This is a genomic window from Rhodococcus sp. IEGM 1406 (assembly GCF_030056745.1).
Lineage (GTDB): Bacteria > Actinomycetota > Actinomycetes > Mycobacteriales > Mycobacteriaceae > Rhodococcus_F > Rhodococcus_F erythropolis.
The window spans coordinates 1,813,202-1,836,788 of record NZ_JASHKO010000001.1 but is presented as its reverse complement, the minus strand read 5'-3'; the positions used below and the strand labels follow the sequence as shown (position 1 = coordinate 1,836,788).

General features: G+C 61.2%; 28 protein-coding genes. 10 read left to right on the top strand and 18 right to left on the bottom strand.

What is annotated here, in order from left to right; genetic code table 11:
• Positions 1 to 306 precede the first annotated feature (306 nt).
• Positions 307 to 483, top strand: a complete 177-nt coding sequence (locus QM596_RS08890; protein ID WP_019744526.1) for a hypothetical protein — start codon at positions 307 to 309, stop codon at positions 481 to 483.
• On the opposite strand, the gene QM596_RS08885 is transcribed toward QM596_RS08890, so the two are convergent.
• Positions 461 to 886 (bottom strand): (deoxy)nucleoside triphosphate pyrophosphohydrolase, encoded by a 426-nt coding sequence (locus QM596_RS08885; protein ID WP_024487314.1) that lies wholly within the window; start codon positions 884 to 886, stop codon positions 461 to 463. The genes QM596_RS08890 and QM596_RS08885 overlap by 23 nt on opposite strands.
• Positions 887 to 902: 16 nt before the next feature.
• Between QM596_RS08885 and QM596_RS08880 the strand changes: the two genes are divergently transcribed.
• From QM596_RS08880 to QM596_RS08870, 3 genes are all read left to right on the top strand, one after another.
• The gene (locus tag QM596_RS08880; protein ID WP_019744528.1) at positions 903 to 1,205 is read left to right on the top strand and encodes a 4a-hydroxytetrahydrobiopterin dehydratase; all 303 of its coding nucleotides are present in this window, start codon (positions 903 to 905) and stop codon (positions 1,203 to 1,205) included.
• Between the two features lie 271 nt (positions 1,206 to 1,476).
• Entirely contained in the window at positions 1,477 to 2,220 is a 744-nt protein-coding gene (locus QM596_RS08875) for an Rv1157c family protein (protein ID WP_029255827.1), read from the top strand.
• A 78-nt stretch (positions 2,221 to 2,298) separates the two neighbouring features.
• The gene (locus QM596_RS08870) at positions 2,299 to 2,700 is read left to right on the top strand and encodes a hypothetical protein (protein ID WP_021332779.1); all 402 of its coding nucleotides are present in this window, start codon (positions 2,299 to 2,301) and stop codon (positions 2,698 to 2,700) included.
• On the opposite strand, the gene QM596_RS08865 is transcribed toward QM596_RS08870, so the two are convergent.
• Positions 2,691 to 3,155, bottom strand: a complete 465-nt coding sequence (locus tag QM596_RS08865; RefSeq protein WP_024487315.1) for a MarR family winged helix-turn-helix transcriptional regulator — start codon at positions 3,153 to 3,155, stop codon at positions 2,691 to 2,693. The genes QM596_RS08870 and QM596_RS08865 overlap by 10 nt on opposite strands.
• Before the next feature lie 80 nt (positions 3,156 to 3,235).
• Here QM596_RS08865 and QM596_RS08860 point away from each other — a divergent pair, with 80 nt between their 5' ends.
• Both QM596_RS08860 and QM596_RS08855 read left to right on the top strand, forming a co-directional pair.
• Positions 3,236 to 4,681 (top strand): MFS transporter, encoded by a 1,446-nt coding sequence (locus QM596_RS08860; protein ID WP_283308699.1) that lies wholly within the window; start codon positions 3,236 to 3,238, stop codon positions 4,679 to 4,681.
• Between the two features lie 235 nt (positions 4,682 to 4,916).
• Positions 4,917 to 5,417, top strand: a complete 501-nt coding sequence (locus tag QM596_RS08855; protein WP_283308698.1) for a nuclear transport factor 2 family protein — start codon at positions 4,917 to 4,919, stop codon at positions 5,415 to 5,417.
• Here QM596_RS08855 and QM596_RS08850 read toward each other — a convergent pair.
• The gene (locus tag QM596_RS08850; RefSeq protein WP_069146332.1) at positions 5,404 to 6,186 is read right to left on the bottom strand and encodes a DUF1906 domain-containing protein; all 783 of its coding nucleotides are present in this window, start codon (positions 6,184 to 6,186) and stop codon (positions 5,404 to 5,406) included. The two genes, QM596_RS08855 and QM596_RS08850, sit on opposite strands and share 14 nt — an antisense overlap.
• A gap of 888 nt (positions 6,187 to 7,074) precedes the next feature.
• On the opposite strand from QM596_RS08850, the gene QM596_RS08845 reads away from it, so the two are divergent.
• A complete protein-coding gene (locus tag QM596_RS08845) occupies positions 7,075 to 7,305 on the top strand; it encodes a PLD nuclease N-terminal domain-containing protein (protein WP_029255832.1) in 231 nt (76 codons plus the stop codon).
• On the opposite strand, the gene QM596_RS08840 is transcribed toward QM596_RS08845, so the two are convergent.
• From QM596_RS08840 to QM596_RS08805, 8 genes are all read right to left on the bottom strand, one after another.
• Positions 7,293 to 8,234: an antibiotic biosynthesis monooxygenase gene (locus QM596_RS08840; RefSeq protein WP_283308697.1), complete on the bottom strand. Its 942-nt coding sequence runs from the start codon at positions 8,232 to 8,234 to the stop codon at positions 7,293 to 7,295. The genes QM596_RS08845 and QM596_RS08840 overlap by 13 nt on opposite strands.
• 1 nt (position 8,235) lies before the next feature.
• Positions 8,236 to 9,636: an amidohydrolase family protein gene (locus QM596_RS08835; RefSeq protein ID WP_283308696.1), complete on the bottom strand. Its 1,401-nt coding sequence runs from the start codon at positions 9,634 to 9,636 to the stop codon at positions 8,236 to 8,238.
• A 69-nt stretch (positions 9,637 to 9,705) separates the two neighbouring features.
• Positions 9,706 to 10,404, bottom strand: coding sequence for a CPBP family intramembrane glutamic endopeptidase (locus tag QM596_RS08830; RefSeq protein WP_020908494.1), 699 nt, complete (start codon positions 10,402 to 10,404; stop codon positions 9,706 to 9,708).
• Between the two features lie 168 nt (positions 10,405 to 10,572).
• Positions 10,573 to 11,535, bottom strand: coding sequence for an ABC transporter substrate-binding protein (locus QM596_RS08825; RefSeq protein ID WP_223257893.1), 963 nt, complete (start codon positions 11,533 to 11,535; stop codon positions 10,573 to 10,575).
• A gap of 110 nt (positions 11,536 to 11,645) precedes the next feature.
• The gene (locus QM596_RS08820) at positions 11,646 to 12,125 is read right to left on the bottom strand and encodes a VOC family protein (protein WP_042952467.1); all 480 of its coding nucleotides are present in this window, start codon (positions 12,123 to 12,125) and stop codon (positions 11,646 to 11,648) included.
• A gap of 85 nt (positions 12,126 to 12,210) precedes the next feature.
• Entirely contained in the window at positions 12,211 to 13,197 is a 987-nt protein-coding gene (locus QM596_RS08815) for an alpha/beta hydrolase (RefSeq protein ID WP_020908496.1), read from the bottom strand.
• The gene (locus tag QM596_RS08810; protein ID WP_283308695.1) at positions 13,194 to 14,198 is read right to left on the bottom strand and encodes an alpha/beta hydrolase; all 1,005 of its coding nucleotides are present in this window, start codon (positions 14,196 to 14,198) and stop codon (positions 13,194 to 13,196) included. Before QM596_RS08810 ends, QM596_RS08815 begins: the two co-directional genes overlap by 4 nt.
• Before the next feature lie 333 nt (positions 14,199 to 14,531).
• Positions 14,532 to 14,663, bottom strand: coding sequence for a hypothetical protein (locus QM596_RS08805; RefSeq protein ID WP_255246888.1), 132 nt, complete (start codon positions 14,661 to 14,663; stop codon positions 14,532 to 14,534).
• 271 nt (positions 14,664 to 14,934) lie between these two features.
• Here QM596_RS08805 and QM596_RS08800 point away from each other — a divergent pair, with 271 nt between their 5' ends.
• Together QM596_RS08800 and QM596_RS08795 are read left to right on the top strand one after the other, a co-directional pair.
• A complete protein-coding gene (locus QM596_RS08800; RefSeq protein ID WP_283308694.1) occupies positions 14,935 to 16,056 on the top strand; it encodes a winged helix DNA-binding domain-containing protein in 1,122 nt (373 codons plus the stop codon).
• A 114-nt stretch (positions 16,057 to 16,170) separates the two neighbouring features.
• Entirely contained in the window at positions 16,171 to 17,868 is a 1,698-nt protein-coding gene (locus QM596_RS08795; RefSeq protein WP_003945198.1) for a fumarate hydratase, read from the top strand.
• Positions 17,869 to 17,928: 60 nt separating this feature from the next.
• On the opposite strand, the gene QM596_RS08790 is transcribed toward QM596_RS08795, so the two are convergent.
• From QM596_RS08790 to QM596_RS08760, 7 genes are all read right to left on the bottom strand, one after another.
• The gene (locus tag QM596_RS08790; RefSeq protein ID WP_283308693.1) at positions 17,929 to 18,279 is read right to left on the bottom strand and encodes a hypothetical protein; all 351 of its coding nucleotides are present in this window, start codon (positions 18,277 to 18,279) and stop codon (positions 17,929 to 17,931) included.
• A gap of 53 nt (positions 18,280 to 18,332) precedes the next feature.
• On the bottom strand, positions 18,333 to 18,896 hold the full coding sequence (locus tag QM596_RS08785) for a mismatch-specific DNA-glycosylase (protein ID WP_283308692.1): 564 nt from the start codon (positions 18,894 to 18,896) through the stop codon (positions 18,333 to 18,335).
• A gap of 20 nt (positions 18,897 to 18,916) precedes the next feature.
• Positions 18,917 to 20,245: a WS/DGAT domain-containing protein gene (locus QM596_RS08780; protein ID WP_283308691.1), complete on the bottom strand. Its 1,329-nt coding sequence runs from the start codon at positions 20,243 to 20,245 to the stop codon at positions 18,917 to 18,919.
• A 32-nt stretch (positions 20,246 to 20,277) separates the two neighbouring features.
• A complete protein-coding gene (locus QM596_RS08775) occupies positions 20,278 to 20,772 on the bottom strand; it encodes an SRPBCC family protein (protein WP_019744550.1) in 495 nt (164 codons plus the stop codon).
• Between the two features lie 75 nt (positions 20,773 to 20,847).
• Positions 20,848 to 21,213 carry a VOC family protein gene (locus QM596_RS08770; RefSeq protein ID WP_019744551.1) on the bottom strand — a complete coding sequence of 122 codons (366 nt, stop codon included), beginning with the start codon at positions 21,211 to 21,213 and terminating at the stop codon, positions 20,848 to 20,850.
• The gene (locus tag QM596_RS08765) at positions 21,210 to 21,596 is read right to left on the bottom strand and encodes a phage holin family protein (protein ID WP_019744552.1); all 387 of its coding nucleotides are present in this window, start codon (positions 21,594 to 21,596) and stop codon (positions 21,210 to 21,212) included. Before QM596_RS08765 ends, QM596_RS08770 begins: the two co-directional genes overlap by 4 nt.
• Positions 21,597 to 21,636: 40 nt before the next feature.
• Positions 21,637 to 22,602 carry an L-lactate dehydrogenase gene (locus QM596_RS08760; RefSeq protein ID WP_019744553.1) on the bottom strand — a complete coding sequence of 322 codons (966 nt, stop codon included), beginning with the start codon at positions 22,600 to 22,602 and terminating at the stop codon, positions 21,637 to 21,639.
• A 107-nt stretch (positions 22,603 to 22,709) separates the two neighbouring features.
• Between QM596_RS08760 and QM596_RS08755 the strand changes: the two genes are divergently transcribed.
• Complete coding sequence (locus tag QM596_RS08755; RefSeq protein ID WP_031331067.1) at positions 22,710 to 23,579, top strand: PE-PPE domain-containing protein; 870 nt, start codon at positions 22,710 to 22,712, stop codon at positions 23,577 to 23,579.
• Positions 23,580 to 23,587 lie beyond the last annotated feature (8 nt).

Here is a 23,587-nt window from a genome sequence, read left to right as displayed (position 1 = left end):
GAGTTGATTCGGCCACGCGAAAGTCAAGTCGCACGGCTCTTCTGGTGGCCGCTGCACGAGTGTGTGATCCGAATCAGGGCACGAATCGCCTGAATAGGCACCGCGGCCTAGTAAATACTACTCGCTCCGAGCGGATACTCCTGCATTGTGCGGCCTCTATCACCGCCCCCACCAGCCAATAGTGATCTGCACCACGCTGAAGCGAGTAGGATTACGACCTGGAGAAACAGGGTATTTAAGGGTACGCTAACCTCGTTCCAAGAGCGGGCTCTCCGCCGTAATGAAACAGGAAAGCCGCAGCGTCACATGGGAAAAATCAAGGCAAGCAAGGTCTCGAAGCTCAAGCCGAAAAAGAAGTGCTGCCGGAAGAAGACACGGTGCATCAAGTGCCCCGTCGTCATCATGCGGATGAAGAAGCTCGAGAACGAGGGCGCATCCAAGAAGGAACTGAAAGCCGGTCTCAAGAAGGCCCGCGCGGCGTAAGCGCCCTCAACTCCTCGAGCAGTTCGGGGATCCAGGCTCGATCGTTGTCGACCAGATCCATCGACAAGAGTTCTTCGGCATCGACCCATGCCAACTGGGCGTGGTCGAGCGCGACCGGTTCGCCGGACACCAACTCCGCCCGGTACGCCCGCAGGACCAACCCGGCCGACAGTTGCACATCGACGCCGATTCTTGTTCCGCATCGAACCTCTACCGCAAGCTCCTCGCGCAACTCGCGGGCCAACGCAGCCTGCGGCGTTTCGAACTCCTCGACCTTCCCGCCCGGCAGTTCCCAGCGACCGGCCAACGCCGGCGGACTCGTCCGCTGCGCGAGGAGCAGCCTTCCCCCACGGAAGATCGCACCGGCGACAACTTCGCGATCCCTTGCAGGCACATCACTCATCGCACCATGATGGAGTATGGCCACTTTGTTGTCCGACTCCGCGATCCAAAGCGCTCTCGACGAACTGCCGGCCTGGCAGCTGTCGCCAGGCTCGATCACTCGTACCGTCGATTCCGCGACTTTCCCGGATGCGATCGCGCTTCTTCAACGCATCGCGGCAGTCGCCGAGGCCGCAGATCATCATCCCGACATCGACGTTCGCTGGCGAAAGGTCACGTACACGCTTTCGACACACTCGGCGGGCGGTCTCACGGAACTGGACTTCGACCTTGCCCGTCGAATTGACGTACTCGTCGACGATTCGGTCCGTTTCGCCTGATCTCCGAGTGAACAAACCTCGCAATCTGACGTAACAGTTGCATCAACTTTCACATAGATCACTTCAGTCACAGGTATGGTCGCCGTAAATCACGATCGAGGCCGGTCATGCCATAGACTCCCCCCGGTGCGTAGCTGCTCAGCAACTGAACAGCTGTACAACCCGGGGGCTCTGTACATAGAGTGACCCCTCGAGCCGTCAAACGCGGAGCTCGCCTAGGCGCCCGCGCGGTATGACTAAGGATGGGGAAACAGTGCTTCGAACCCGAGGTATGCGAAAGGCGTTCACCGCCGTCGCTATTGCCGCAGTAGCAGGACTGGCATTGCCGGCACAGGCAATGGCCGATCCGGCAGCACCGCCCGCACCCGAAAGTGTGCCGATCGAGTTCCTCGCATCGTTTGCGCCCGCCATCATCGGCGCCGCTGCAGGTCCGGCTGACGTCGCCGGCGGCCCGCAGCAAGCGTTGCTCGACCAAGCTCGCGCGATCCTGAACTCCCCCGGCATTCCGCCCGAGATCAAAGCCACCCTCGAGAAGGTCATCACCTTCCTCGACGGCAGCGGCGGCGGCGGACCGGAAATCCCGAACGAGAACGCCCCCGTCATCGCGCAGTTCCTCTACCCGACGCTTGGCAAGGGCTGCATCTCGGCCACCGCCGATTCGGTCGGAACCGCGCTTGCTGTTCCGGGCCCGGCTCACCTGCCTCCTCCCGGCCCCGCTGCCGGTCAGGCTGGATTCGTCTTCACCGCTCTCGGAACGGCTCCCGCCGTCGACGACCAGCCGGTGCCGATGACCGTGACGTGGGTCAACATCGACAACCAGCGCAGCGCCACCCAGAACCTGACCAACGCGTCGCGCATCAACCCGGATGGTCCCGCCACCTTGTCGGCTATTGCCGATACAGGTCCGGGACGCGTCCTCTCGGTGATCAGCGGTTCGCTGACCACCCAGCCGGAAGGCGCAGATCGCATCACCTGCAGCTTCCTCCCGACCGTGGGTATGTTCGCGGTCGCTTGATCGAAGTCTCGTGAAAGGGACCCGCCGAATTTCGGCGGGTCCCTTTTGCATCTCCGATCACCGTGATAGACCCGATAGATGGGACATCTACGAGTGGACATCACGCATGGCCGTCCAGACAAGGCATCGAGCCCAGACGACCAGTCGATACGGTCTCACAAGTCGAGTCGATCGATACTGTCCATCCGATCCGAGGGTTCCATTCTCTCGATCGGATCGGCGTACTCGATCCTGTCGATCGGTAGCGTCGGCTCTTTCCTCTCCATCGGAAGCATCGGGTCTACGGCGTCGGTGCTGAGTTCGGGCTCGTTCGCCAGCCTCGGGTCGGCACTGTCCGGCCTCTCACGCTGGTCACTGCTCTCCTGGCGTGGAAATCACGCAGCACCTGAGGAACATCCGAAACTTGTTGTCATTGCGCCGGAATCGGATTCGAGCGATCCGGATCGATCGCTGCGGTCCGTCTCGCACTCTCAGACCTGATTCGGTCGCGGCCAGTCGCGGCCTTCCAAGGACTCGACCGAGGTATTGAATTGCCGCAGTAGGTCACCGAGCGCGAGGCGCTGCTCCGGCGTCCACTCACGCAAGACCTTTTCGACGCCGGCCGTCGAATGTTCGCGATCTGCACGAAGTTTCGACAGACCCTGCACCGTCGGCCGAACCTTTCGCGCCAGCCCACCGTCCGGATCCTCCACTCGCTCCACCAAGCCCTGACGCCTCAGCGCGCCGATCTGCCGGTTGATGGTCGAGATGTCGAGCGAGAAGGCACAGGAGAGCTCCTTGAGGCTCATCGGTTGTTGCAATTCCAGTCGTCCGAGCAGTAGATACGCGGACCGGTCCAGATGAAGTTCCGCCCGTTGAGCGAGCGCGTGATAGCGCGAGAGCAGGGTCAACTCGTACTCGATATTCACCAGTTCGGGTTCCCGATCCACACTCATATTGTGCAGAATACACACGATGTGTAGCGTGCACACTGGGGCGAACGCACCGAAACCGAACACGCCATGGCGGGAGCCGAATGTCCGTTCACGCAGATTCGTCGAGCGTCGACGAGAAATCCCCGGACAAGAAAACCACGGCTACGAACTACGCCCCTTCTGGTCCCGTACTCACTGTCCTCGGGCTGTGCGGAATCGTCGTCGCCTTGATGCAGACGCTGGTAGTCCCCATCATTCCGCAGTTGCCTCACCTGCTGAACTCCACTCCCGCCGACACCTCGTGGGCGGTCACCGCAACGCTCCTCGCCGCCGCGGTGATCACGCCGATCAGCGGGCGCCTCGGCGACATGTTCGGCAAGAAACGAATGCTGCTCGTCAGTCTCGGGATGGTCGTTTTGGGCTCGGCCATCTGTGCGATCGCACCTTCACTGATCGTGCTCGTTGTCGGCCGCGCTCTTCAAGGAGCATCGGTCGGGGCAATTCCATTGGGCATAGCCATCATTCGTGATGTTCTTCCACCGAAGAAGGTGGCCGGAGCCATGGCGGTCATGAGCGCCACCCTCGGCGTCGGCGGTGCGATCGGACTGCCGATCGCTGCGGTGATCGCTCAGAATGCCAACTGGCACTTCCTCTTCGTCACTTCGGCAGCGTTCGGGCTGCTCTGCATCGCACTGGTTGCGTTCGTGATTCCCGAATCGACGGTACGACGCCCGGGACGCTTCGACTTCGTCGGAGCGTTCGGCCTCACCGTTGGTCTGATCACTCTGTTACTCCCCATCACCAAAGGCGGAACCTGGGGATGGGGCGACCCGAAAACCCTGGGCCTCCTGGCAGTTTCCGCTCTCAGTTTCCTCGTCTGGGGTTGGTGGGAACTTCGACGCAGCGCACCGCTGGTAGACCTCCGCGTATCGGCCCGGCCTCAGGTTCTTTTCACCAACTTCGCCTCGATCGCCGTCGGTTTTGCCATGTACGGCAATTCCTTGACGCTCCCCCAACTCCTCATGGCACCGACGTCCACGGGCTACGGACTCGGACTGTCCATGGTCGCAGCGGGACTCGCACTGGCCCCCGGTGGACTCGTCATGATGGCGCTCTCACCCGTCTCCGCTCGCATTTCGGCGTGGCGTGGCCCACGAATCACGCTGATGCTTGGCGCCCTCGTCATCGGATTGGGTTATGCCTTTGCATATTTCACGGTGTCGAGCGTCTGGCAGGTCGCCGTGGCCGGAATGTTCATCGGCGCGGGCGTCGGGCTCTCTTACTCGGCCATGCCCGCCCTGATCATGGGAGCAGTCCCCATCACGGAATCTGCAGCCGCGAACGGACTGAACTCCTTGATGCGATCGATCGGCACGTCGACGTCTGCCGCGATCGTGAGCGTCGTTCTGGCCGGAATGACCATCACCGTCGGCACCGCAGTGATCCCCTCGTTCGAGGCGTTTCGTGCCACGTTCCTGATTTCCATCGCCGCCGCCGCTGTGACGATGGTGTTCGCCGGGTTGATTCCCAAACAGAAAGTCACGTAAGGGAATCAACCCGGCAGAGGACTCACTTCTCCGAAGAGCCTTCGATGCTGCCAGTCTGCAACTTCGACAAAAGTGTGTAGATGAAATTGATGATGATCTCCACGTGGTGCCCTCTCACATAATGGGTCCCCGACCCGTCAACGACGGTACCGCAGAACTCTTCTGCATCGAATCACCGACAATCAATTCTGCAACGTGTTCTAATCTGAAGCGACGACAAACCGAGGAGCCCTTCATGACCTGGACGCGTACCGAACTCGAAGACGCCTTCGCGGGGTACCAGAACACCGTTGTCGAGTGCACTCGTTCCGGCGATTGGAACGCCTTCGCGGACATGTTCACCGAGGACGTCGTCTATGTGGAACACGCTTTCGGCACCCTCAATGGCCGAGAAGCTGTACGCAAGTGGGTCACTCGCACGATGACAGAGTTCCCGGGGCACCGCATGACCGAGTTCCCGGCCAACTGGTTCGTCGTCGACGAGCAGCGCGGATGGATCGTGTGCGAGATCGACAACCCGATGGAGGATCCGGGCGACGGATCCAAGCACGGAGCCGCCAACATCACGATCCTGCATTACGCCGGCAACGGATTGTGGTCTCGCGAAGAAGACGCCTACAACCCGATGAACTTCCTGTCGATGGCAAAAGCATGGTGCCTCGCCGCCGAAGCGGCGGGCCCCCTCCCCGATGACGCCAAGGCCTGGCTCGCCAAATTCGGCGCTATGGTGCGATAGATCCTGTCGGCAACGAGGAACCAACCGGTTGGGCCGGCCCGACCGAGCCGGCCAACGACCACTGCCCGTAGTCGCGAGTGAGGATCGAGTTCAGATCCACGCCGACGCCGTCGACCTTGCGCTTGTCGATCTCGAACTGGTGCAGGTTTGCCCTCGGGTGCACATATCCTGCGGGTGAACCCCAATTGTGCTGCCAGAACCAGGTTCCGACGCCGGCGCTGATCATTGCGTCGATCACGCGCGTGTTTCCGTAGATACCGAGTGCTCCGTTGCCAACGACCGAGGCCCACCCCTCGAGGTACGGCGAGATCAGTGTAGTGATTTCGGTACTGGTCGGGTTGTCGTCGATCGACGCGTAAATCGGCCGACCGGACGGCCCACCAGCCGCAGCGTGTAGTTCGAGGCCACGGGAAGCATGACGCTTGCCTGCCTCGCGAGCCCCGCGCCAGTCCGCCGTTCCGCCCTTGCCGAATTGATAGCAGGAAACGACTTGGAGTCCGGCCGCCGTCAACGCGTCGGTTTCCCGCGCCAGTACGGGCTTGCCGACCATCCAATCGGCTCCCGGGCGCCTATCCGAGACATATCGAATGGCGCCTGCATACCCGGCGGCCTTGATTGCCTGAGCGGACGGCACACCGGCGGCGTAATCGAGCAGGGTCCCCAGCGAACCGGCATTGGCCACCGACGTCGTACCGCTCAATGCAGCGAGTCCGGCAGCTGCCGATCCAGCCGCTGCGTACTTGAAGAGGTTTCTTCGCGAGACGTGCACAAAGCTCCGATCATCGGCGTGTCCCGCTGGAAGTGGCGGGCAGGCAAGCTATCTTCTTTCGCTCGCATTCCACCACAGTCACATCAACCCCGCCATGCACTTGGCCAACAATGCTCACATTGTCACCAAATTGGACGCTAGACAGATAGTCAGACAGACAACAGTGGCCCCCGAAGACATCGTCTTCGGGGGCCACTGAGTCGGCCTAGCGGCCGGAAGCTATCAGCTGAGCGAGGTGAAGAAGCTCAGAGCGCTGAAGAGATCAGACGCGTTGCTGAAGAAGTCGTTGAGGAAGGTGAAGGCATCCGAGAATTCTGCGCTGCTCATGCGATGTGCTCCTGTCGAAGATACGGTCCAGAGGATTGCCGCCACGTGAGTGGCTGCTGGCGATAAGAGTAGAGGTCTTCCGTTACTTCCGCGACACCAAATGTGTCCGGGACGTTACATTTCGACCCCTTCGGGACACGGACATACACACAGGTGACGCCCACCAGCAGTGATCAAACTGTCACCTACGGACGATTTATTGACGTATTCCGAACATCGTTCCCGATAACAGCTATCTCGCAGCATCAAACCTGTAGGCGGACCACAAGATTGGCAAGCCTTACTTAACAGAGGGGGCGTTGCTCCCGCTAGAGCGCGTACCAGCAGATTGGCCAAATCCCCCGCGGCAATGTGGCCACGCGAGCTTAGTCCGGGCGCAAACATTCAGCCACAGTTCGAGTTAGCGAGATCTTTACGCCGAAAACGACCATCCCGACTGACCGCGGGACCGTACCTAGCGGTCATCATGGTGACGCTATTCACACTGATTTGCGGAACTCCAGGCACCGATAGCAGCCCTATCTCGACACCAATCGGACGTTCGAGGGCACAGTGGAGTTCATGAACCTCACAAAAAAGAAATCCTGGAGTGAGCTGTCACCCGCGCAGCGCCGCGTCGCCGCCCTGCTCGCAACGATTCAGTCCCTGTTGGCGATCGCCGCGTGGACAGACCTGGCGCGACGCCCTGCCGATACGGTCAACGGCAGCAAGAAGAAGTGGGCGGCGATCATCTTCGTCAACTTCTTCGGGCCGCTCACCTACTTCCGCCGAGGCCGGATTCAGTCAAAGTAGTCCCAGAACTGCAGCCACTTCACGGAGGCGAAGAGCGTCAGAGTCACGACGTACACCGCAATTACCGCTGCGACACCGCGCCAGTTGGTGCGGGGAACGGCGCCGTCGACCGGGTCGAGCCAGTGGCGGAACCACCTGGTGACCGTCGGCATCAGGAACCACGTCATGGCGCCGACGCTGACTATCTGGCTCAACCACATCGACAGCCATGGAGGCGCTCCGATCCCGTCGAGCAGCGGACCGAGAAATCGTGACAGCGTCATCACTGTCGGATAGAGAACGAGCAGGATGATCATCGCCGTTTTCCAATTCGGCGTCGCACGGGTCTGCCCGTTCTCCGTGCGCAGAATGGTGCCGAACGGTGTCGACCGCGTGGTCTCGGTGAAGTCCTCGGCCAACTCGGCTCGCAGTTTCGGCAGTGCCGCGGCCCTTTCGGGCGACGCCATCCACACCGCCAACTGCTGTTCGGTCCGAAACCTGAGGACTGACTTCCACTGGGTGGAGTCGGTGACCGACCGCAACAACATCACCGACTCGTAGCCGGAGAATCGCAAACTGAGATCGATGAGATGGCGTTGCGTTCGCAGAAACTCGTTCTCCTTACCCACGACGACGACGTGGTCGTACACGCCGATACCGGGCGGCGGCAGAACTCCGTCGACGAGGACCAGATCACTCGTCTGTGCCAGAATTCCCGTTGCCGCAGCGGCTCTTTCGAGATCGCAGCGATCACTCGACTCCAGCCAACGGTGAAGATCGTCGGCACTGTCGAATGTGACAGACATGCCGTGCGACACCGGTTCCGGTTGATCACTGATGCCACAGCTCAGGTAGCCGTCGAATCGACCGGCGGTCTCGGCCGCACGCTCGACCCACGCCCGGAATCCCGAACTCGTTCGGTGATACCCGGTGATGGCGGTTGCGGACACGTCAGCCCGACACCCGGCGCCCTTGCACGTATACGTGCGCAATCGCGGGCTCGCGCATCGCCATCAGGAGGCCGAAGAGCGTCTGGTCGCGGGCGAGTATCGGATCATCCGAACGCGTTCCGTGGTTGACGAGCCCGGCGAGCGGCGGCCACCCGGAGGGATCGATCACCAGGAAGTCGGCCTCTTTGCCCTCGTCGAAGTTGCCGATCCGGTTCTCCATGTCCAGCGCGCGAGCACCGGCGAGTGTTCCGGTGAACAGCAGTTCGGCGGGGTGCATCGACACTCCGTCGTCGCCGGCTTCGGAGATATGAACCTTGAAGGCGTCGCCGAGGACTCGGGTGAGCAGGCACTCGTCCCCGCCGCCGAAGTCCGATCCGATCGCGATGTTGACCCCTGACGCAACGGTTCGCTTCCACGGCATGGTGCCTGAGCCGAGAAACTGCTGGGACGTCGGGCAATGTGCGATCGAGGTTCCGGTCTCGGCCATTCGTGCGAGTTCGGAATCCTGGCAGTGCACCGAGTGCGCGAGTATCGCGCGCGGACCCAGAAAGCTCTTTCCGCCGACCTGTGAGCCGGGGAGGAACTTGCCGTCATACGTGTCGAGATAGGTCTCGACCTCGTACTCGGCAAGTGTGGTTGCGACCTCGCCGGTTCCGGGCCGATTGTTCTCATTGAGGTGACTGTGGAAGTAGACGCCCCTGTCACGGACGGAGTCGTATAGCTCCCCCAAGTCTTTCAGCGTCCGTGTTGTCACCGCGAGGGAGAAGCGGGGAACCACTGCAACGTGCATGAGTGCGGTGTTCACGTCGCCGGTGTCGGCCGCGTGCCACTTGTCGATCTCCTCGCGGGTGAGTCTGATCGCGTCCTCTTCCGAGGTGATCAGCGCGGCAGCGGACGCCGGGCCGGTGGTCTGAATCCCGCGGCCGCTGACCACTCGAAGGCCGCGATTCAGAGTTTCACTGAACAATGCGTCCTGCGCGTGCGGGAAGGCCGATCCGAACACCATCGCGGCCGTCGTTCCCGTGGCGATTCGGCGAGCGCAGAAGGCCTCGGCAGCGTGCTGGGCGAACTCCGGATCAGCGAATCTCGATTCGGAGGGAAAGACGCACAGGTCGAGCCACTCGAGGAGTTGGCCGCCGCCGTACGCATCGCCGGCGTAGGTCTGCGGGAAATGAATGTGGGCATCGACGAATCCGGGCAGCAGGAAACCCGGTCGATGATCGTGAATTTCGCCGCCCGCGAGGTCTCCGGGGAGCGATTCGAATTCTCCGCAGTAGACGATCGTTCCGGCATCGTCGATCGCCAAGACGCCGTCGGGGATCGAGACGAGCGACTGCGCCGCATCCTCAACCGTCGGACGACCGGAAATGTGGAAGACATGGCCTCGATGAAGGTGCGTCACTTACTGAGCAAAGCACAAAACTACCCGGCGCCGCGCGGCGAATGCTGTCCTTTTTGTCAGATATTGGGATCAAGCAAGAGTTGCATGCCAAACAAGAGCCGCAGCCAGCGCACCTGCACCGTTCAACGACCAATGCAGAGCAATCGGCGCAATGAGACTGCCGCTGCGATGACGAAGCCAGGTGAATACGAGACCGGCCGCAGCGGTGGCGAGAACAGCTCCGAGGATACCGGCGACCTGGCCGACGACTCCGGTACCGAGAAAGCCGGACAGACCTTCGTTACCGCTGGTCAAACCCATTGACGACGCGATGTGCCACAGTCCGAACATCAGAGAACCGGCAGCGGCGACGCCGCGGAATCCACTGACCCGGTTCAACGTGCCGTGCAGGACGCCACGGAAAGCCAACTCTTCGGGAATGACGGTCTGCAGCGGGATCACGATCATCGACGCGATGATCGCGCCGGAAATTGTGGCGTAGCGATCCGCCATGAAGAAGGGGCGTGTGAGCGGAAGCAACGCGCCGACGGCGACAACGGTCAGGACCAGGCCGACGGCGGCAAGGGCGTACTTCGAACCCCGCCGGAGATCGCGAGGTGAGAGCCCCAATTCCGCCCACCCCATTCCCCGGCGCTTGGTGAGCGCCAACAGGACGAGAGCAGAGATGGGTACCGTCGCGATGCTTGCCCAGGCGGTGGTGAAATGCGCGATCAGATTGGTTCCCACCAGCACCACGATCACAACAGCGATATCCACGTATGCATGCATCCGCGGAAAACGAGGAGCGGTCGCTTCGATCGCCACTGGACCGATCTCCACTGGGCCGCCGCTCGTTAGCTGAAAGTTCACTTTGTCCAGTGTACCGGCGCACGAGAACTGCCCGCCACTGTTTGCGAACACGCTCACAGTGACGGGCAGGTCCCGAAACACCTCTGATCAGGCGCCGAGCGTGCTCGCAAACTTCGGAACGGCGTTGTCGATTGCGTAGGTCAACCCCGGTACCGAGCCACTCGAGAACGCATTGACTAGTGCCGGGTCATCGAGGATCAACAGATGTCCCTCCTGAGCCGACGGGATTGCGCGCAGTAGCGGATCGTTCGCAAACGCACTGCTGTCGAGGAAGATCGGAAACAGAACCGTGAGATCCGCGTCGAACAAGTTCAGGTTCTCGTTGGCGACCGGGATGTAGAAGTTTCCGGTGGCTTTTTCGGTGATCGCCGTCGGGATCGTGAAGCCGAGGCGCGTCATGAAGTCTGCGCGTGCGTCGCCGGGTACGTACGCGCCGTAACCATCGGAACTGTAGGCGCCGACGGCCGCTGTCTTACCCGCAAAGCTCGGATTGGCGGCAATTGCAGCGTCGAACTTGGCGTCGAGGCCGGACAGTAGCGCCTTTCCTTCTGCTTCCTTGCCGAGAGCCTTCGCGACGAGTTCGGTCTGCTGCTCGACCGTCGTCCCGTACGCAGTGGCCAGACCCGGGGGCGGCCCGACCGTCGGCGCGATGGCGCTGAGCTTGTCGTAGGTGGCCTGGGTGTTGTCGCTTCTCGTCCACAAAATCAGGTCCGGGTCGAGAGCAATGACGTCCTCGATGCTCAGGTCCATGGTTCCGAGGATCTTCGGGTCTGTGGTGAACTCGTCCGCAATCCAGGGTCCGACGCCCTTGCCACCGAACGCCATCCAGTCCGCGACACCGACCGGCTGTGTTCCGAGGGCAAGTGCCGTCTCGGCGTCCGACCAACCGAGCGCGACGACGCGCTGCGGGTTGGCCGGGACCTCGACGTCGCCGAACATGGTCGAGACGGTTGCTCCCGCCTCCGCGGGTGCGTCAGCGCTGTCACTGCTGCAGCCGGCAAGCCCGGCGACGGCGAGCGAGGCCGCCAAGGCGGTGACTGCAATCTTCATTCGAGAGACTTTGATTCGCATGGTTACCAGCACTCCTCCAACGCTCCAGCGAGAATTAGGGAAGGCTAGCATCAGCTAACGAAGACTGTCGCCCATCGGCCAGATCGTGTTCAGGATGCGCCTGCGGCCCGTTCGAGCTCCGCGATGTCGATCTTCTTCATCTTCATCATCGCGTCCGTGGCGCGTTGTGCCTTGGCCCGATCCGGATCCTTCATCAGTTCGAGAAGACGATTCGGGACTACCTGCCAGGACAATCCGAACTTGTCCTTGGCCCATCCGCACGGGCCCTCTTCCCCACCTTCGGTCAGCCTGGACCAGTAGTGATCGACCTCAGCCTGATCGACGCACGGAATCTCGAACGACACTGCTTCCGAGAACGTGAACATCGGTCCGCCGTTCAATCCGGTGAATCGCTGACCGCCGAGCTCGAAGCTGACGGTCATCACCGATCCCGCCGGCATTCCGGAAGGCGATCCCTCGACGTATCTTTCGATTCCCAGGATCTGCCCGGAACCGAACACCGAGATGTAGAAGTTCGCTGCTTCTTCTGCTTGGTTGTCGAACCACAAACAGGGAGTGATGGAAGGCACGTTCTGTCCTTGTCGATGAGGTTACGAATCAGGTGTACAGGGTTATAGACCCGGCCCGAAGCGGAAACTCATCGCAAGGAATTACTCAAGCCGACAACGCAGAGTCGAGCATCGGCCAGGAGCGAACGAGTTCGTCGCGCCAGTACGGCCAACCGTGCGTCCCCACCGGTTGAGCGCTGCGGGTGACATCGACTCCGCGATCGCGCAACACCTGCGTGATCTGGTCGGTGCACAGGTTCGATCCCAGTTCCATGACCCCGCCAACGACCAGTACCCGGCCCAGGGCAGGAGTATCGAGAGTTTCGTGCGGGCCTGGTAGTCCCGATCCCGAGGCGAGATACACCTTGGTGCCGCGCAGCTTGTCGGCATTGGCGAAAATGTCGTGCTCTTGCCAAGCCTCACTGCCGGCCGGACCCCACATCTGCTCCGAACGGGCATTTCCGTTGATGACCACAAGATCGGTCAACGCCTTGCCGAATCCTCCGACGGTTGTGTAGCAGCCGCTGTAGCCCGCGACCGCGTCGTACAACCCGGCCGAGCGTTGGGCCAGGATCAGCGCGGCCTCTGCACCCATCGAGATCCCGCCGATTGCGTTGTGCCCGTTGGTTGCGAACCTCGTGTCGATCAGTGAGGGAAGCTCTTTCGTCAGGAACGTCTCCCATTTCAGACGACCGAATTTCGGGTGGTCTTCCTGCCAATCGGTGTACATGGTGCCGGTTCCACCGATGGGGAGTACGACGTTCACGTTTTTGTCGGCAAAGAACGGGACGATATCGCCGTTAGCCGGAGCCAGCCAGTTGTTCTCTTCGATCTGCCCGGAATTGCCGTCCAGGAGATACAGCGTCCCGCGCGGTTCCGAGCGGTCGGCAGGAAGCAGCACTTTCACCTGCATGGTGCGCCCCATGGCGGGACTCGCGACGTCGAGAAGAACCAAGCGCGAAGACAGTTCGGTGACACTCGTTATCTTCGGGGTCTCGTCGGCGAGCGCGGTCGAGGGCAACGCAAGTAGTGAAATCAAGGCGAGCGCGCCGACGAGAACGACGCTTCGAAGGCTTGCTCGATGGGGCCTCACACGCCGAGCGACGCGGCGATCATCGGCCACGAGTCGTGTAAGTCGTCTTCCCAGTATCCCCATGAATGCGTTCCTGCCGGCTTGAAGTTGTAGCGAATGTTGTTCATACCCAATGCGTTCGTCCTGTCCGCAAGCTGGGTGGTGCAGTAGTGAGTTGCCGCCTCGATTCCGCCACCGAGTACAAGCTGCAACGCCAAATCTGTGACGTCGTTGTCGATCCGTGGATCGGCAAGCGTGTCGTACGGACCCGGAATCCCGGTTGCGGTAGTGATGTACATCGGGATTCGAGGTAGCTTGTCCGCGTTGACAACCGGATCGTGAGCCGGCCAACCCGGGCCATCGTACGGACCCCACATGTTCTCCGCGTTGCCACCACCCACTGCGACCACGAGTTTCACGAAGTCCTGACCGATGCCTGGACTCGTCATCGCACACCCGCTGAAGGACCCGACACTGTTGTACAGCGCGGGCGCCGCCATAGCCAGATCCAGTACCGACGTGCCTGCCATCGACAAGCCGGCAAGTGCGTTCTCGCCGGTCGTTCCGAACGTCGAATCAATGACTGGCGGTAGTTCTTCCGTCAGGAACGTGGTCCACATGTTGACCCCGTTATTGTTGCCGGATTTCGCGAGGCCGGGGTCCGGCCGCTCCCAATCGGTGTAGTAGCTGAATGCTCCACCGAGAGGGGTGACCACGTTGACGTGCTTGTCCGCGAAGAACTTCGGTGCATCGGTCCGCACCGACCACGTCGCGTCGTCTTTTCCTCCGTCCACTCCATTGAGTAGGTAGAGCGTCGGAGCGGGCGTCGAGGTATCAGCCGGCCGCAAGACCTGCAACGGAATGTCGCGCCCCATCGACGGTGAGTACACCGAGATGTCGACCAGCCTGCTGTCCACCGGCTGAGCGTGACCCGGTGCCGTGAGGAGCTGGAGCCCACATACTGCCGTGGCCAACGCCACGAAGACGCGGAAAACCGTTCGCAAAGCACGAGTCTCGATCATCCGGGTCACTCTCTTCGGCAGCGGAACCTTTCGAACGGTACCGGCTGAAAGAGGCAAACCCGACGTGATCGGAAAAACTCGATCCGGTCGACACGGAAAGGCTCACGCACCGAGTGCGTGAGCCTTTCTCGTCAGACGACGCTTACTTGGGCGTAACCGTGCCGCCGCTGAGCGTGGTCAGCGAATTGAAGAATGCGGTGCCGACGTTGTTGACAGCCGTGATGACGTTCCCCACGATTTCGAAGGATCCCATGAAAACTCCTACAGTTGTTTAGGTCTCGGTCACCCGAGCGGAAGTTGTGTGGTCGAACGATCCGATTCCAGCGAGCAGGATCAGAGGAGGGGCTTGAGGCTGCCCGTGTTCGTCTGAACCGAACCGATGAAGGTTTCGAACAACTGGTCGCCGGCACCGACCGAGCCGAGGCCCTTGAGTGCAAGTTCGACGATCGACATCAGTGAACCCATGTGAATCTCCTAGAGAAGTCAGAGGTCAGCTACCCAAAGCACCCGACAGTGCTGTGACAGCTGCGTCACATCTGTAATGTATCCGTGACGTGGGTAACAGTAATCATACGAACGACCAGTTGGCAAAGGATTCCGACAATGGGGTCATTATTTCGACTAATAAGGTCTGCTACTGAAAAAATTCCGGCCAATCGGTCGAATTTCACCGATTCTGTCGTCTCATCGATCAACCGCCCCAAATCCTGCGGTTACCCACCAGTAAACTGAAATCATGTCTAGCGCAACCTCACTCACGCAGGTAGCTAATTTCCGGTGGCACCGCCATCAACTCGACCGAGCGGCTGCCGGTGACGCCGATCACAGCGATTGCAGCATTCTCGATCTCGGGATTCAGAACACCGGACCTGACGGAGCCGCCTGGGCCCTGCGGATCCGCGGCGTCCGCGGCGACGTCACCGAGCTCGCTCTTGCCTGGACGTTGCGCGGCGCTCCCCACTATTACCGTCGGGGCGACCTGCCTGCCATCGCCGTCGCCACGTCGCCGTTCAGCGAAGCCGATGCAGCCAAGCGCATTTACGACGCGAATCGGCCCCTGAAGGCCGCCGGCATCCCGACGCTGAGTGCCCTGCAAACAGTTGCTACTGCGATGCGGGACATCGTCTCGAAACCAACCGTCAAGGGCGAGATGTCCGCGCAATTGACCACGCGAGTCACCGAGCCCTATTTGAGATTCTGCCGCCCGTGCAACGCCACTCATCTGTACGAGATGCCGTTCCGGCTCGCGGCACTTCAGGCAGGCCTCGAGCTACAGCCGGGCACATCTCCCCCAGTGCTCGAACGCATTCCGGGTTGGCGCCGACGCCCGTACACAGCCTCAGGTTCAGACGCCGATCCCCGCTTCGACGTGATTCGCGGGTATCTGCGCTTCTACGGCCCCGCCACTCCTGCTCACGTCGCGTCGTTTCTCGATGCCCCGGTCAAGGACGTCAAAGCCCACTGGCCCGTCGATGCCGAGGAGATCGAGGTGAACGGCGAGAAGCGGTGGATTCTCGAACAAGACCGCGAAGACTTGCTCGGCTCCCCCTCCGATTCGAGTACGCGCTTGCTCGGGCCTTTCGATCCGTATGTACAGCTCAAGGATCGGGAGACCCTGGTGCCCGATCCGGCCGCCCAGAAGACGGTGTGGCCGACCCTCGGGCGACCGGGCACGGTGGTGGTCGGCGGCACGATCACCGGACTGTGGCGACCGCGGGCGTCCGGAAAGAAGCTGAAGGTCGCGATCACCCCGTGGGGAACGTGGTCACGATCGGCCCGTGCAGCAGTGGCCGAGCAGGCCGAAATACTTGCCGAATTTCGCGGCGTCGAGCTCTCCGAACTGGTCGAAGTATCTTGATCGAGCCAGTGGCATCCGGATAATTCCAGCTCACACCCGCCCCGATTCGGAGAAGGAAACCCCCAACGATAACCTGAATGCGACCTTCGCACGCACCCTTGTTCAGGAGAGATGATGGCCGACTTCCTCTATGAGGACCTGTTGCCGATCGGTGATGACACCACCGAGTACCGATTGCTCACCACCGAAGGGGTGTCGACAGTCGAGGGACCGGACGGCCGCACCTTCCTTCAGGTCGAGCCGGAAGCGATGCGCTTGCTGACCGAAACGGCGCTGCACGACATCTCTCATTACCTGCGCACGGATCACCTGACGCAGCTCGCGAGCATCCTCGACGATCCCGAAGCGTCGAACAACGACAAGTTCGTCGCGCTCGACCTGCTCAAGAACGCCAATATCGCCGCTGCCGGCGTTCTGCCGATGTGCCAGGACACCGGAACCGCCATCGTCATGGGCAAGCGTGGACAGCACGTACTCACCCCCGGCGACGACGAGAAGTCCATTGCCCGCGGTGTCTACGACGCATACACGCGTCTGAACCTGCGCTACTCGCAGAACGCCCCCATCACGATGTGGGACGAGAAGAACACTGGCAATAACTTGCCCGCGCAGATCGAGCTGTACGCCGATACTGCTGCCGGACATGAGAACTCGTACAAGTTCCTCTTCATGGCCAAGGGCGGCGGCAGCGCCAACAAGTCCTACCTGTACCAGGAAACCAAAGCGATCCTGAACCCCGACTCGATGATGCAGTTCCTCGAGGCAAAGATCCGCTCGCTCGGTACCGCTGCCTGCCCGCCGTACCACCTTGCAATCGTCGTCGGCGGCACGTCGGCCGAGTTCGCGATGAAGACAGCCAAGTACGCGTCCGCGCACTACCTCGACGAGCTCCCCACCGAAGGCGCCATTACGGGCCGCGGCTTCCGCGATCACGAACTCGAGAAGAAGGTCTTCGAGCTCACGCAGAAGATCGGCATCGGCGCACAGTTCGGCGGTAAGTACTTCTGCCACGACGTCCGCGTCGTTCGACTCCCCCGCCACGGCGCTTCATTGCCCGTCGCCATTGCGGTGTCGTGCTCGGCCGATCGACAGGCGAAGGCCAAAATCACGCCGGAGGGCGTGTTTCTGGAACAGCTCGAATTCAACCCGGGCCGTTTCCTGCCCGAGGTCACGGACGCTCAGCTCGACGAAGAGACCGATGGCATTTCGGGTACCGGCAAGGGTGCTGCGGTCAAGATCGACCTCACCAAGCCGATGGCCGAGATCCTCGCCGAGCTTTCCAAGCACCCGGTGAAGACTCGTCTCTCCTTGACCGGTCCGCTCGTCGTGGCACGCGACATCGCACACGCCAAGATCAAAGAGCGTCTCGACGCAGGTGAAGAGATGCCGCAGTACCTCAAGGATCACCCGGTGTACTACGCCGGCCCAGCCAAGACGCCCGACGGTATGGCGTCCGGTTCGTTCGGCCCGACCACGGCCGGCCGTATGGACTCGTACGTCGAGCAGTTCCAGGCCGCCGGTGGCTCGATGATCATGCTAGCCAAGGGAAACCGTTCCAAGCAGGTTACCGACGCCTGCAACACCCACGGAGGTTTCTACCTCGGATCGATCGGTGGACCGGCGGCTCGCCTGGCACTCGACTGCATCAAGAAGGTCGACATCCTCGAGTACGCCGAACTGGGTATGGAAGCCGTCTGGAAGATCGACGTCGAGGACTTCCCCGCGTTCATCGTCGTCGACGACAAGGGCAACGACTTCTTCGCCCACACCGGTGAAGTGACCCTGACGATCGGCAAGCGTCCGGGCCTGTAGACGCGTCAACAGCAAAGAGCCCCGGCGAGTTTCGATCGCCGGGGCTCTTTTGTGTCTTTGTCAGGTCCAGAGCGCGGCCACGAATACGGTTACGATCGACAACCCGCCGACGACGTGCACCAGATTCGGATTGGGTTGCCCCTTCTTCTGCTTCGCCCCGGTGATCTCGGCCAGCGCCACGATCACCAGCGAAAGCACCAGCTTCACAGCGATTTTCGCGTGAATGTAGTTCTTGTCCAGCGCGCCTTCGCCCAAGCCGACGATGATCAGGCCGGACACGAACTGCATCCTGGCACCCCACACCATGACCTCGGTGATCGAAGGAGCCTTGAGGACGGTGAAGTAGCTACCGACCAGGGCAGCCATACCGAGTAGGTGAATCACTACAAAGATGTTGTAAAGAACAGACATACGACTACTCTATCCCGTACTTCGTTCCAGGCGAACGGAACTGAGAGTTCTTGTCAGAATATCCCGGCTTCGGCTGCAGCAGAACGGTATTTGGCGGCCAACGTATCCACCGTCTCGTGTGCGTTCAGCCCACTGGGATTGGGCACGATCCACAGAGCGGCACCTTCGAAAGTCTGATCCTGCCGCCCCGCCTTGGCTCGTTTGTCACCGAAAGCAGTGCGATAGGCGGTGATTCCGGCAAAGGCAACTACTTTCGGTTTGGTCGCACGCACGACCGCCCGCACCCGCACTCCCCCGGCGGCAAGCTCCTCTGCATTCAACTCGTCGGCTCTGGCCGTCGCGCGAACGGCGAGATTGGTGATACCGACGCCGCGATCGATCAGGTGCTGCGTATCGGCGTCCGACATACCCGCGGAGGGATCGATCGCACGCTCGATGATGCCTGCCCGCAGCAGTGCCGGATAGAACCGATTACCCGGCCTGGCGAAATGCGCGCCGGTCGCCGCCGTCCACAGTCCCGGATTGATACCGACGAACAACAGCCGACAATTCGACCCGATCAGATCCTCGATCTCGGCGTCTCGGAAAGACTCCAGCTCGGCGCGCGTGAATCCCATGCTGCCAGTACATCAGGCCGTCACGACAGTGCTTCGCGTACCTCGTCGATCGCGTCGTGCATCATCTGCTCGTACACGTCGATGTCCGGGATCGAGGCCGGACTGCTGGTGATGCTGACCGTCACCGTGTCCCCGATCCCGTGTACGCCGTGGGTCAAGGACATGACCGGTGACAAACTCGGGAAGCCCGCTGTGAACCGAACGACGCCGCCTCCGAGCACCAGATCCGCGTCACCGCGCGCGACACTCGACACCACGGTGTTGCCGGTGACCTCGTCGGGCACCGCCGTGAAATCGTATTGCTGCACGCCCCAACGGACCAGCGGGCCGGGAACCGCATTCAGCGCGAGATCCGACGCTGCGCTGGACGGATGGGATGCCCGTGCGCGGCGCTCGTCCATCGACTCCTTGATCAGTTGGGCTCGCTCACGGAGGTCATCGACATCCGGGAACAGTCCGACACCTGCATTGCGGAAGTGGTTGCGCGCCGTGGGTGTACCCGCCTTGGCGATGGTCACCTCAGCCCCCAGTTCCGGCGGTACCGAGCCGTCTCGCTCGGTGAGGTAATTCGCCATCGCTACCGAGATGGCTGTCATCGCTCCGACTGTGACGGATACGCCGTCGCCACGGAAATCTGCGCTGTCCCGCACGACCATGCGCACCAGTCGGTGAGATCCAGGCGGGATGTTGGAGCGCACCTTGGGACGGCTCGCCGCCTGCGGCGCAACAACTCCCGATTCGGTGTCCGCCTGCAGCTGTAACTGCGCTCGGTGCCCCGCCCGGCCGTCGCGGAACAGCGAAACAAGTTGGCCCGGAAGGCGCAGGGCGGCGCGGCCCAGAATCTCGGCTGATCCGCTACGCCGCACGTCCGTCTTCTGCTGCGCGGGCGGTTGCGGCGAGAACAGCTGGCGAGCAATCGCCGACGCGCGTTTGCCGTCCGCCAGAGAATGAGCGACCTGCAGAACTGCGATCAGCGCCGGGCCGCTACAACGCGGCGCGCCGGTGACGCCGTGGAACAGGTGAAGCGTCCACGGGGACTCACGCGGGTCGACGTGGTTTTCGAGAAGCTTTTCGATTCCGTGAATACACGATGGCCACGAGTCATCCGGCAGCTCATGCACTCTCACCAACGAGGCATCGACCGGCATGGGATCCCAGAGCGGATAGTCGAGATGCCACGGTGATTCACGAATCCGAACATTGAGATCCGGAATGAGCGACGCTCTTTCCACCACCGAGCGTCGTAACTCGTCGATCGACTGGCTCTGCCCGTCGAAACAGTAGAGCAGTAGTTGATCGTTGGGGATCTTCTCCGAAATCCAGAAGGTTTGGGCATCGGTGGGCGTCATCCGTAACACCGGGAGACGGTACCACCGGCTCGTCAGCCCTTTTCGGCAGCAGCTTTCAGCTGGGACAGGCCCTTCTCGAAATCCTTTCCGACGAGCTTGTCCATGCTGAAGATGAAACCGAAGATCTTGAAGAACAGATTCTTCTTTCCAGTCATCTTCCACGTCACCTGAACTTCACCGGCATTGGGAGAGGCTCCGGCATTCGGAGAGATGAGAAAGGTGGTGACGTTCTGTGCCTTGAACGGCTTGAGGAAGGCCAGGTCCAAAACTACGCGTTCGTCTGGGACGGATTCGGTGATCACCATCGAACCGGAACCTGCCTTCTTGTTTCCGGCCCAGGCGTACGAAGCCCCGACGCCCGCGTCAGGACCCGCGTACGTGCGCTGCATTGCCGGGTCGAGACCTTCCCAGGGCGACCACTGCGTCCACTGGTGGAAATCGTTGATCAACGCGAAGACGACCGATGCTTCTGCCTTGACGATCGTCGTACGTTCTACCAGGAATTCGTCGGAATTCTGCGAAGCCATCGTCGATCTCCAATTCTCGGGCGTGACAAGTGTTCGGAATTATCCACGGTCGACGAGATCGGGGCGAGTCGACACTCAGTCGCGCAGACACAGGCAGAAGTGGTGACCGACTGGGTCGCGGTAGACGCGGAAAGTCTGATGCTCCGGGATGCCGGTCACCCGCTGCGCACCCAGGCTGATCACCCAAGCCTCCGCGGGGTCGAGAGAATCGACGAGCAGATCCAGATGGATTCCGACGCCGGATGTCGGCCAGTCGACCGGAACAAAATCCGGAGCAAGCTGAAACGCGAGCCGCTCGCCGGCGGGTCCTTCGATCACGTGCCAATCATCTTCGTCCCGAACACTTTTCCAGTCGAGGACCTGGACGTAGAAGTTGGCCAATGCAGCCGGATCCGGGCAGTCCAAGACTGAGTAGTCCATACCGATGTTCGGACGCGTCACTGAGCCTTCTTCTCCTGAACTTTCTTACGCACGAACAACAACGGAAGCACCAGCGTCGCAAGTGCTGTTACCAGCCACACGACGACTGTTCCCAGAATCCACGTCGAGACACCGGAGATCGACAGATTGGAGAAGAGCGACGCCACCAACAGAGCGACAAACGTCGACACCAATCCGATTCCGCCGAGAAATGCTGGTGCGTGGCGCTTTGCCACTGTCGCGATGAACGGCGCCAGGACCGACTGCGCTATCGCAAAGATCACGACCGCAACGATGAATCCGGATGTGGGCGCCGAGAAGCCCGAAAGAATCAACGACGCAACAAGAAGCCCGACAGCGGCAGAACCCAGGAAGATCGCGGCGCGAATCAGGAAGCTGATCATTTGTTGATCCTATATGTCGGATATCGAGCAGAACAGATATTCACAATCCCAGAGATTCCTGCACCTCTCGCAATGTACGGGCAGAAGATCGGAGCCCCGAAGCCTCTTTTTCTGAAAGCGGTACCTCGAGGACTCGACCGGCACCCGCACGACCGACCATCGTGGGAAGGGACAGGCAAACGCGCTCGAGTCCGTGGACACCGGTCTGCAAGGTCGATACCGGAAGAACCCGTTGTTCGTCCCGCAACACGACTTCCGCGATGAATGCGCTCGACAATCCGATGGCGAGGTTGGTCGCACCCTTTCCTTCGATGATCTCGTAGGCACTCTCGACCACAGACTTCGCGACATTCGCGCGTAAGTCGGGGCCGAGGACGCCGCCCGACGGTCCCACGAACGAGGTTGCCGGCACTCCGCCGATGGTTGCGCTCGACCAGAGCGGAATCTCGGAGTCCCCGTGCTCGCCGACGATGAAGGCATGGACGTTCTCGACCGCAACTCCGAGTTCGGTGGCCAGCAGGAATCGCAATCGGGCCGTGTCGAGCACCGTCCCCGATCCGAAAATTCGGCTGCGGTACGACGGTCCCGCAGCCTGGATCGCTGCGTAGGTCGCCACGTCGACCGGGTTGGTGACGAAGAGTAGAACCGCGTCCGGTGACACCGCCAATAGTTGTTCGGTCAGAGTCTGTGCAATCTTGACGTTCACCGCGGCAAGTTCGAGCCGCGACTGGCCGGGATGCTGTTTTGCGCCCGCGGTGACGACGACCAAGTCGGATCCCGCGGTGACCGAGATGTCATCACCTCCCTCGACGGTGCACGGCGGTGTGAACTGGGTTCCGTGGTTGAGATCGAGAACTTCGGCGCGGACCTTTGCACTGTTGGTGTCGTAGAGGGCGAGCGCGTCGGCTGATCCGCGTATCAAGCACGCGTACGCAATCGCAGTGCCGACGCTTCCCGCACCGACAACGGACACTTTTCGCCTGGATGAACGATTCGGCGTCGTCATGGGTAAATGGTGCTCGCTCGATAACGATTTCGCAGCACAACGGATTGCCAGCCTCTTCTCAGGGTTTGGATGCCGGCCTCTCAGAATCGACGTGGATCATCGCTGGCATGGCTGAGGTAACCGTTCTTGCAGTTGGCGGCACCGGCGAATCCCACGTCGGCGACCACGGCGCGCGTGTGCGCGGACTCCTCAGTGCCGTCACCGACGAACTCGACAGTCGATTCGATTCTCGCTGGGTCGCCTATCCCGCGTCGTATGGCCCGGTCGCCGACGGCGGCCTGAGCTTTCGGCACAGCACCGCGATGGGTGTGAAGGCCCTCTCGACCGCAATCGCAGAGACAGACGGCCCAGTCATGCTGATCGGATACTCACAGGGATGCACCGTGATCCGCGCGGCTCTTCCGACATTTACTTCTCCGACGACTTCTCCGACGCTGAACGGCGCCAACATCATCGGAGTCGGACTGATCTCCGATCCACAACAACCGACCGGCGTCATCGAAGGTTGCGAGGGACACGGAGTTGCCGGCGACGGACCCGAAGTCCAGCCGTGGATTCCGGTCAAGTGGATCGGGCACCCACAGGACATGATCTGTAATGCCAGCGACGACAGCTACATTCGCGACATCGCAGACTTGACGCGCTGGATGTCCTTCTCCCAGGCACGCGTGTGGGCACAAAAAGTTTGGGAACTACTTCGTAGCAATGCTTTCCAGAATGCGCAGAAGACTCGTTTCAGTCCGAAACAGTGGCGCACCGATCTACGACGCATTCGCACCGCGTTCCTCGAAGTCCTCGGCTATCTGCCGACGCGGTTGAACCTGAACCGCTTTCAGCTGGAGAACCCTCGCGGCGGTAGACACATCAGCTACGCGATCGAACCTCTCGACGAGAGCGGACTGACCGGGTGCGAGCTTCTGGCGTCGTGGATGAAGGTCCAGGCAAACGGCGTCGAGCAGCGCGTTCACGCAGCCTGACTTTTACC

What these genes read in the sequence shown, in the direction of transcription:
- QM596_RS08890 (WP_019744526.1), top strand. Translation starts at nt 307, where the DNA reads ATGGGAAAAATCAAGGCAAGCAAGGTCTCGAAGCTCAAGCCGAAAAAG.
- QM596_RS08885 (WP_024487314.1), bottom strand. Translation starts at nt 886, where the DNA reads ATGAGTGATGTGCCTGCAAGGGATCGCGAAGTTGTCGCCGGTGCGATC.
- QM596_RS08880 (WP_019744528.1), top strand. Translation starts at nt 903, where the DNA reads ATGGCCACTTTGTTGTCCGACTCCGCGATCCAAAGCGCTCTCGACGAA.
- QM596_RS08875 (WP_029255827.1), top strand. Translation starts at nt 1,477, where the DNA reads ATGCGAAAGGCGTTCACCGCCGTCGCTATTGCCGCAGTAGCAGGACTG.
- QM596_RS08870 (WP_021332779.1), top strand. Translation starts at nt 2,299, where the DNA reads ATGGGACATCTACGAGTGGACATCACGCATGGCCGTCCAGACAAGGCA.
- QM596_RS08865 (WP_024487315.1), bottom strand. Translation starts at nt 3,155, where the DNA reads ATGAGTGTGGATCGGGAACCCGAACTGGTGAATATCGAGTACGAGTTG.
- QM596_RS08860 (WP_283308699.1), top strand. Translation starts at nt 3,236, where the DNA reads ATGTCCGTTCACGCAGATTCGTCGAGCGTCGACGAGAAATCCCCGGAC.
- QM596_RS08855 (WP_283308698.1), top strand. Translation starts at nt 4,917, where the DNA reads ATGACCTGGACGCGTACCGAACTCGAAGACGCCTTCGCGGGGTACCAG.
- QM596_RS08845 (WP_029255832.1), top strand. Translation starts at nt 7,075, where the DNA reads ATGAACCTCACAAAAAAGAAATCCTGGAGTGAGCTGTCACCCGCGCAG.
- QM596_RS08830 (WP_020908494.1), bottom strand. Translation starts at nt 10,404, where the DNA reads ATGCATGCATACGTGGATATCGCTGTTGTGATCGTGGTGCTGGTGGGA.
- QM596_RS08825 (WP_223257893.1), bottom strand. Translation starts at nt 11,535, where the DNA reads ATGAAGATTGCAGTCACCGCCTTGGCGGCCTCGCTCGCCGTCGCCGGG.
- QM596_RS08810 (WP_283308695.1), bottom strand. Translation starts at nt 14,198, where the DNA reads ATGATCGAGACTCGTGCTTTGCGAACGGTTTTCCGCGTCTTCGTGGCG.
- QM596_RS08805 (WP_255246888.1), bottom strand. Translation starts at nt 14,663, where the DNA reads ATGGGTTCACTGATGTCGATCGTCGAACTTGCACTCAAGGGCCTCGGC.
- QM596_RS08800 (WP_283308694.1), top strand. Translation starts at nt 14,935, where the DNA reads ATGTCTAGCGCAACCTCACTCACGCAGGTAGCTAATTTCCGGTGGCAC.
- QM596_RS08795 (WP_003945198.1), top strand. Translation starts at nt 16,171, where the DNA reads ATGGCCGACTTCCTCTATGAGGACCTGTTGCCGATCGGTGATGACACC.
- QM596_RS08790 (WP_283308693.1), bottom strand. Translation starts at nt 18,279, where the DNA reads ATGTCTGTTCTTTACAACATCTTTGTAGTGATTCACCTACTCGGTATG.
- QM596_RS08785 (WP_283308692.1), bottom strand. Translation starts at nt 18,896, where the DNA reads ATGGGATTCACGCGCGCCGAGCTGGAGTCTTTCCGAGACGCCGAGATC.
- QM596_RS08780 (WP_283308691.1), bottom strand. Translation starts at nt 20,245, where the DNA reads ATGACGCCCACCGATGCCCAAACCTTCTGGATTTCGGAGAAGATCCCC.
- QM596_RS08775 (WP_019744550.1), bottom strand. Translation starts at nt 20,772, where the DNA reads ATGGCTTCGCAGAATTCCGACGAATTCCTGGTAGAACGTACGACGATC.
- QM596_RS08765 (WP_019744552.1), bottom strand. Translation starts at nt 21,596, where the DNA reads ATGATCAGCTTCCTGATTCGCGCCGCGATCTTCCTGGGTTCTGCCGCT.
- QM596_RS08760 (WP_019744553.1), bottom strand. Translation starts at nt 22,602, where the DNA reads ATGACGACGCCGAATCGTTCATCCAGGCGAAAAGTGTCCGTTGTCGGT.
- QM596_RS08755 (WP_031331067.1), top strand. Translation starts at nt 22,710, where the DNA reads ATGGCTGAGGTAACCGTTCTTGCAGTTGGCGGCACCGGCGAATCCCAC.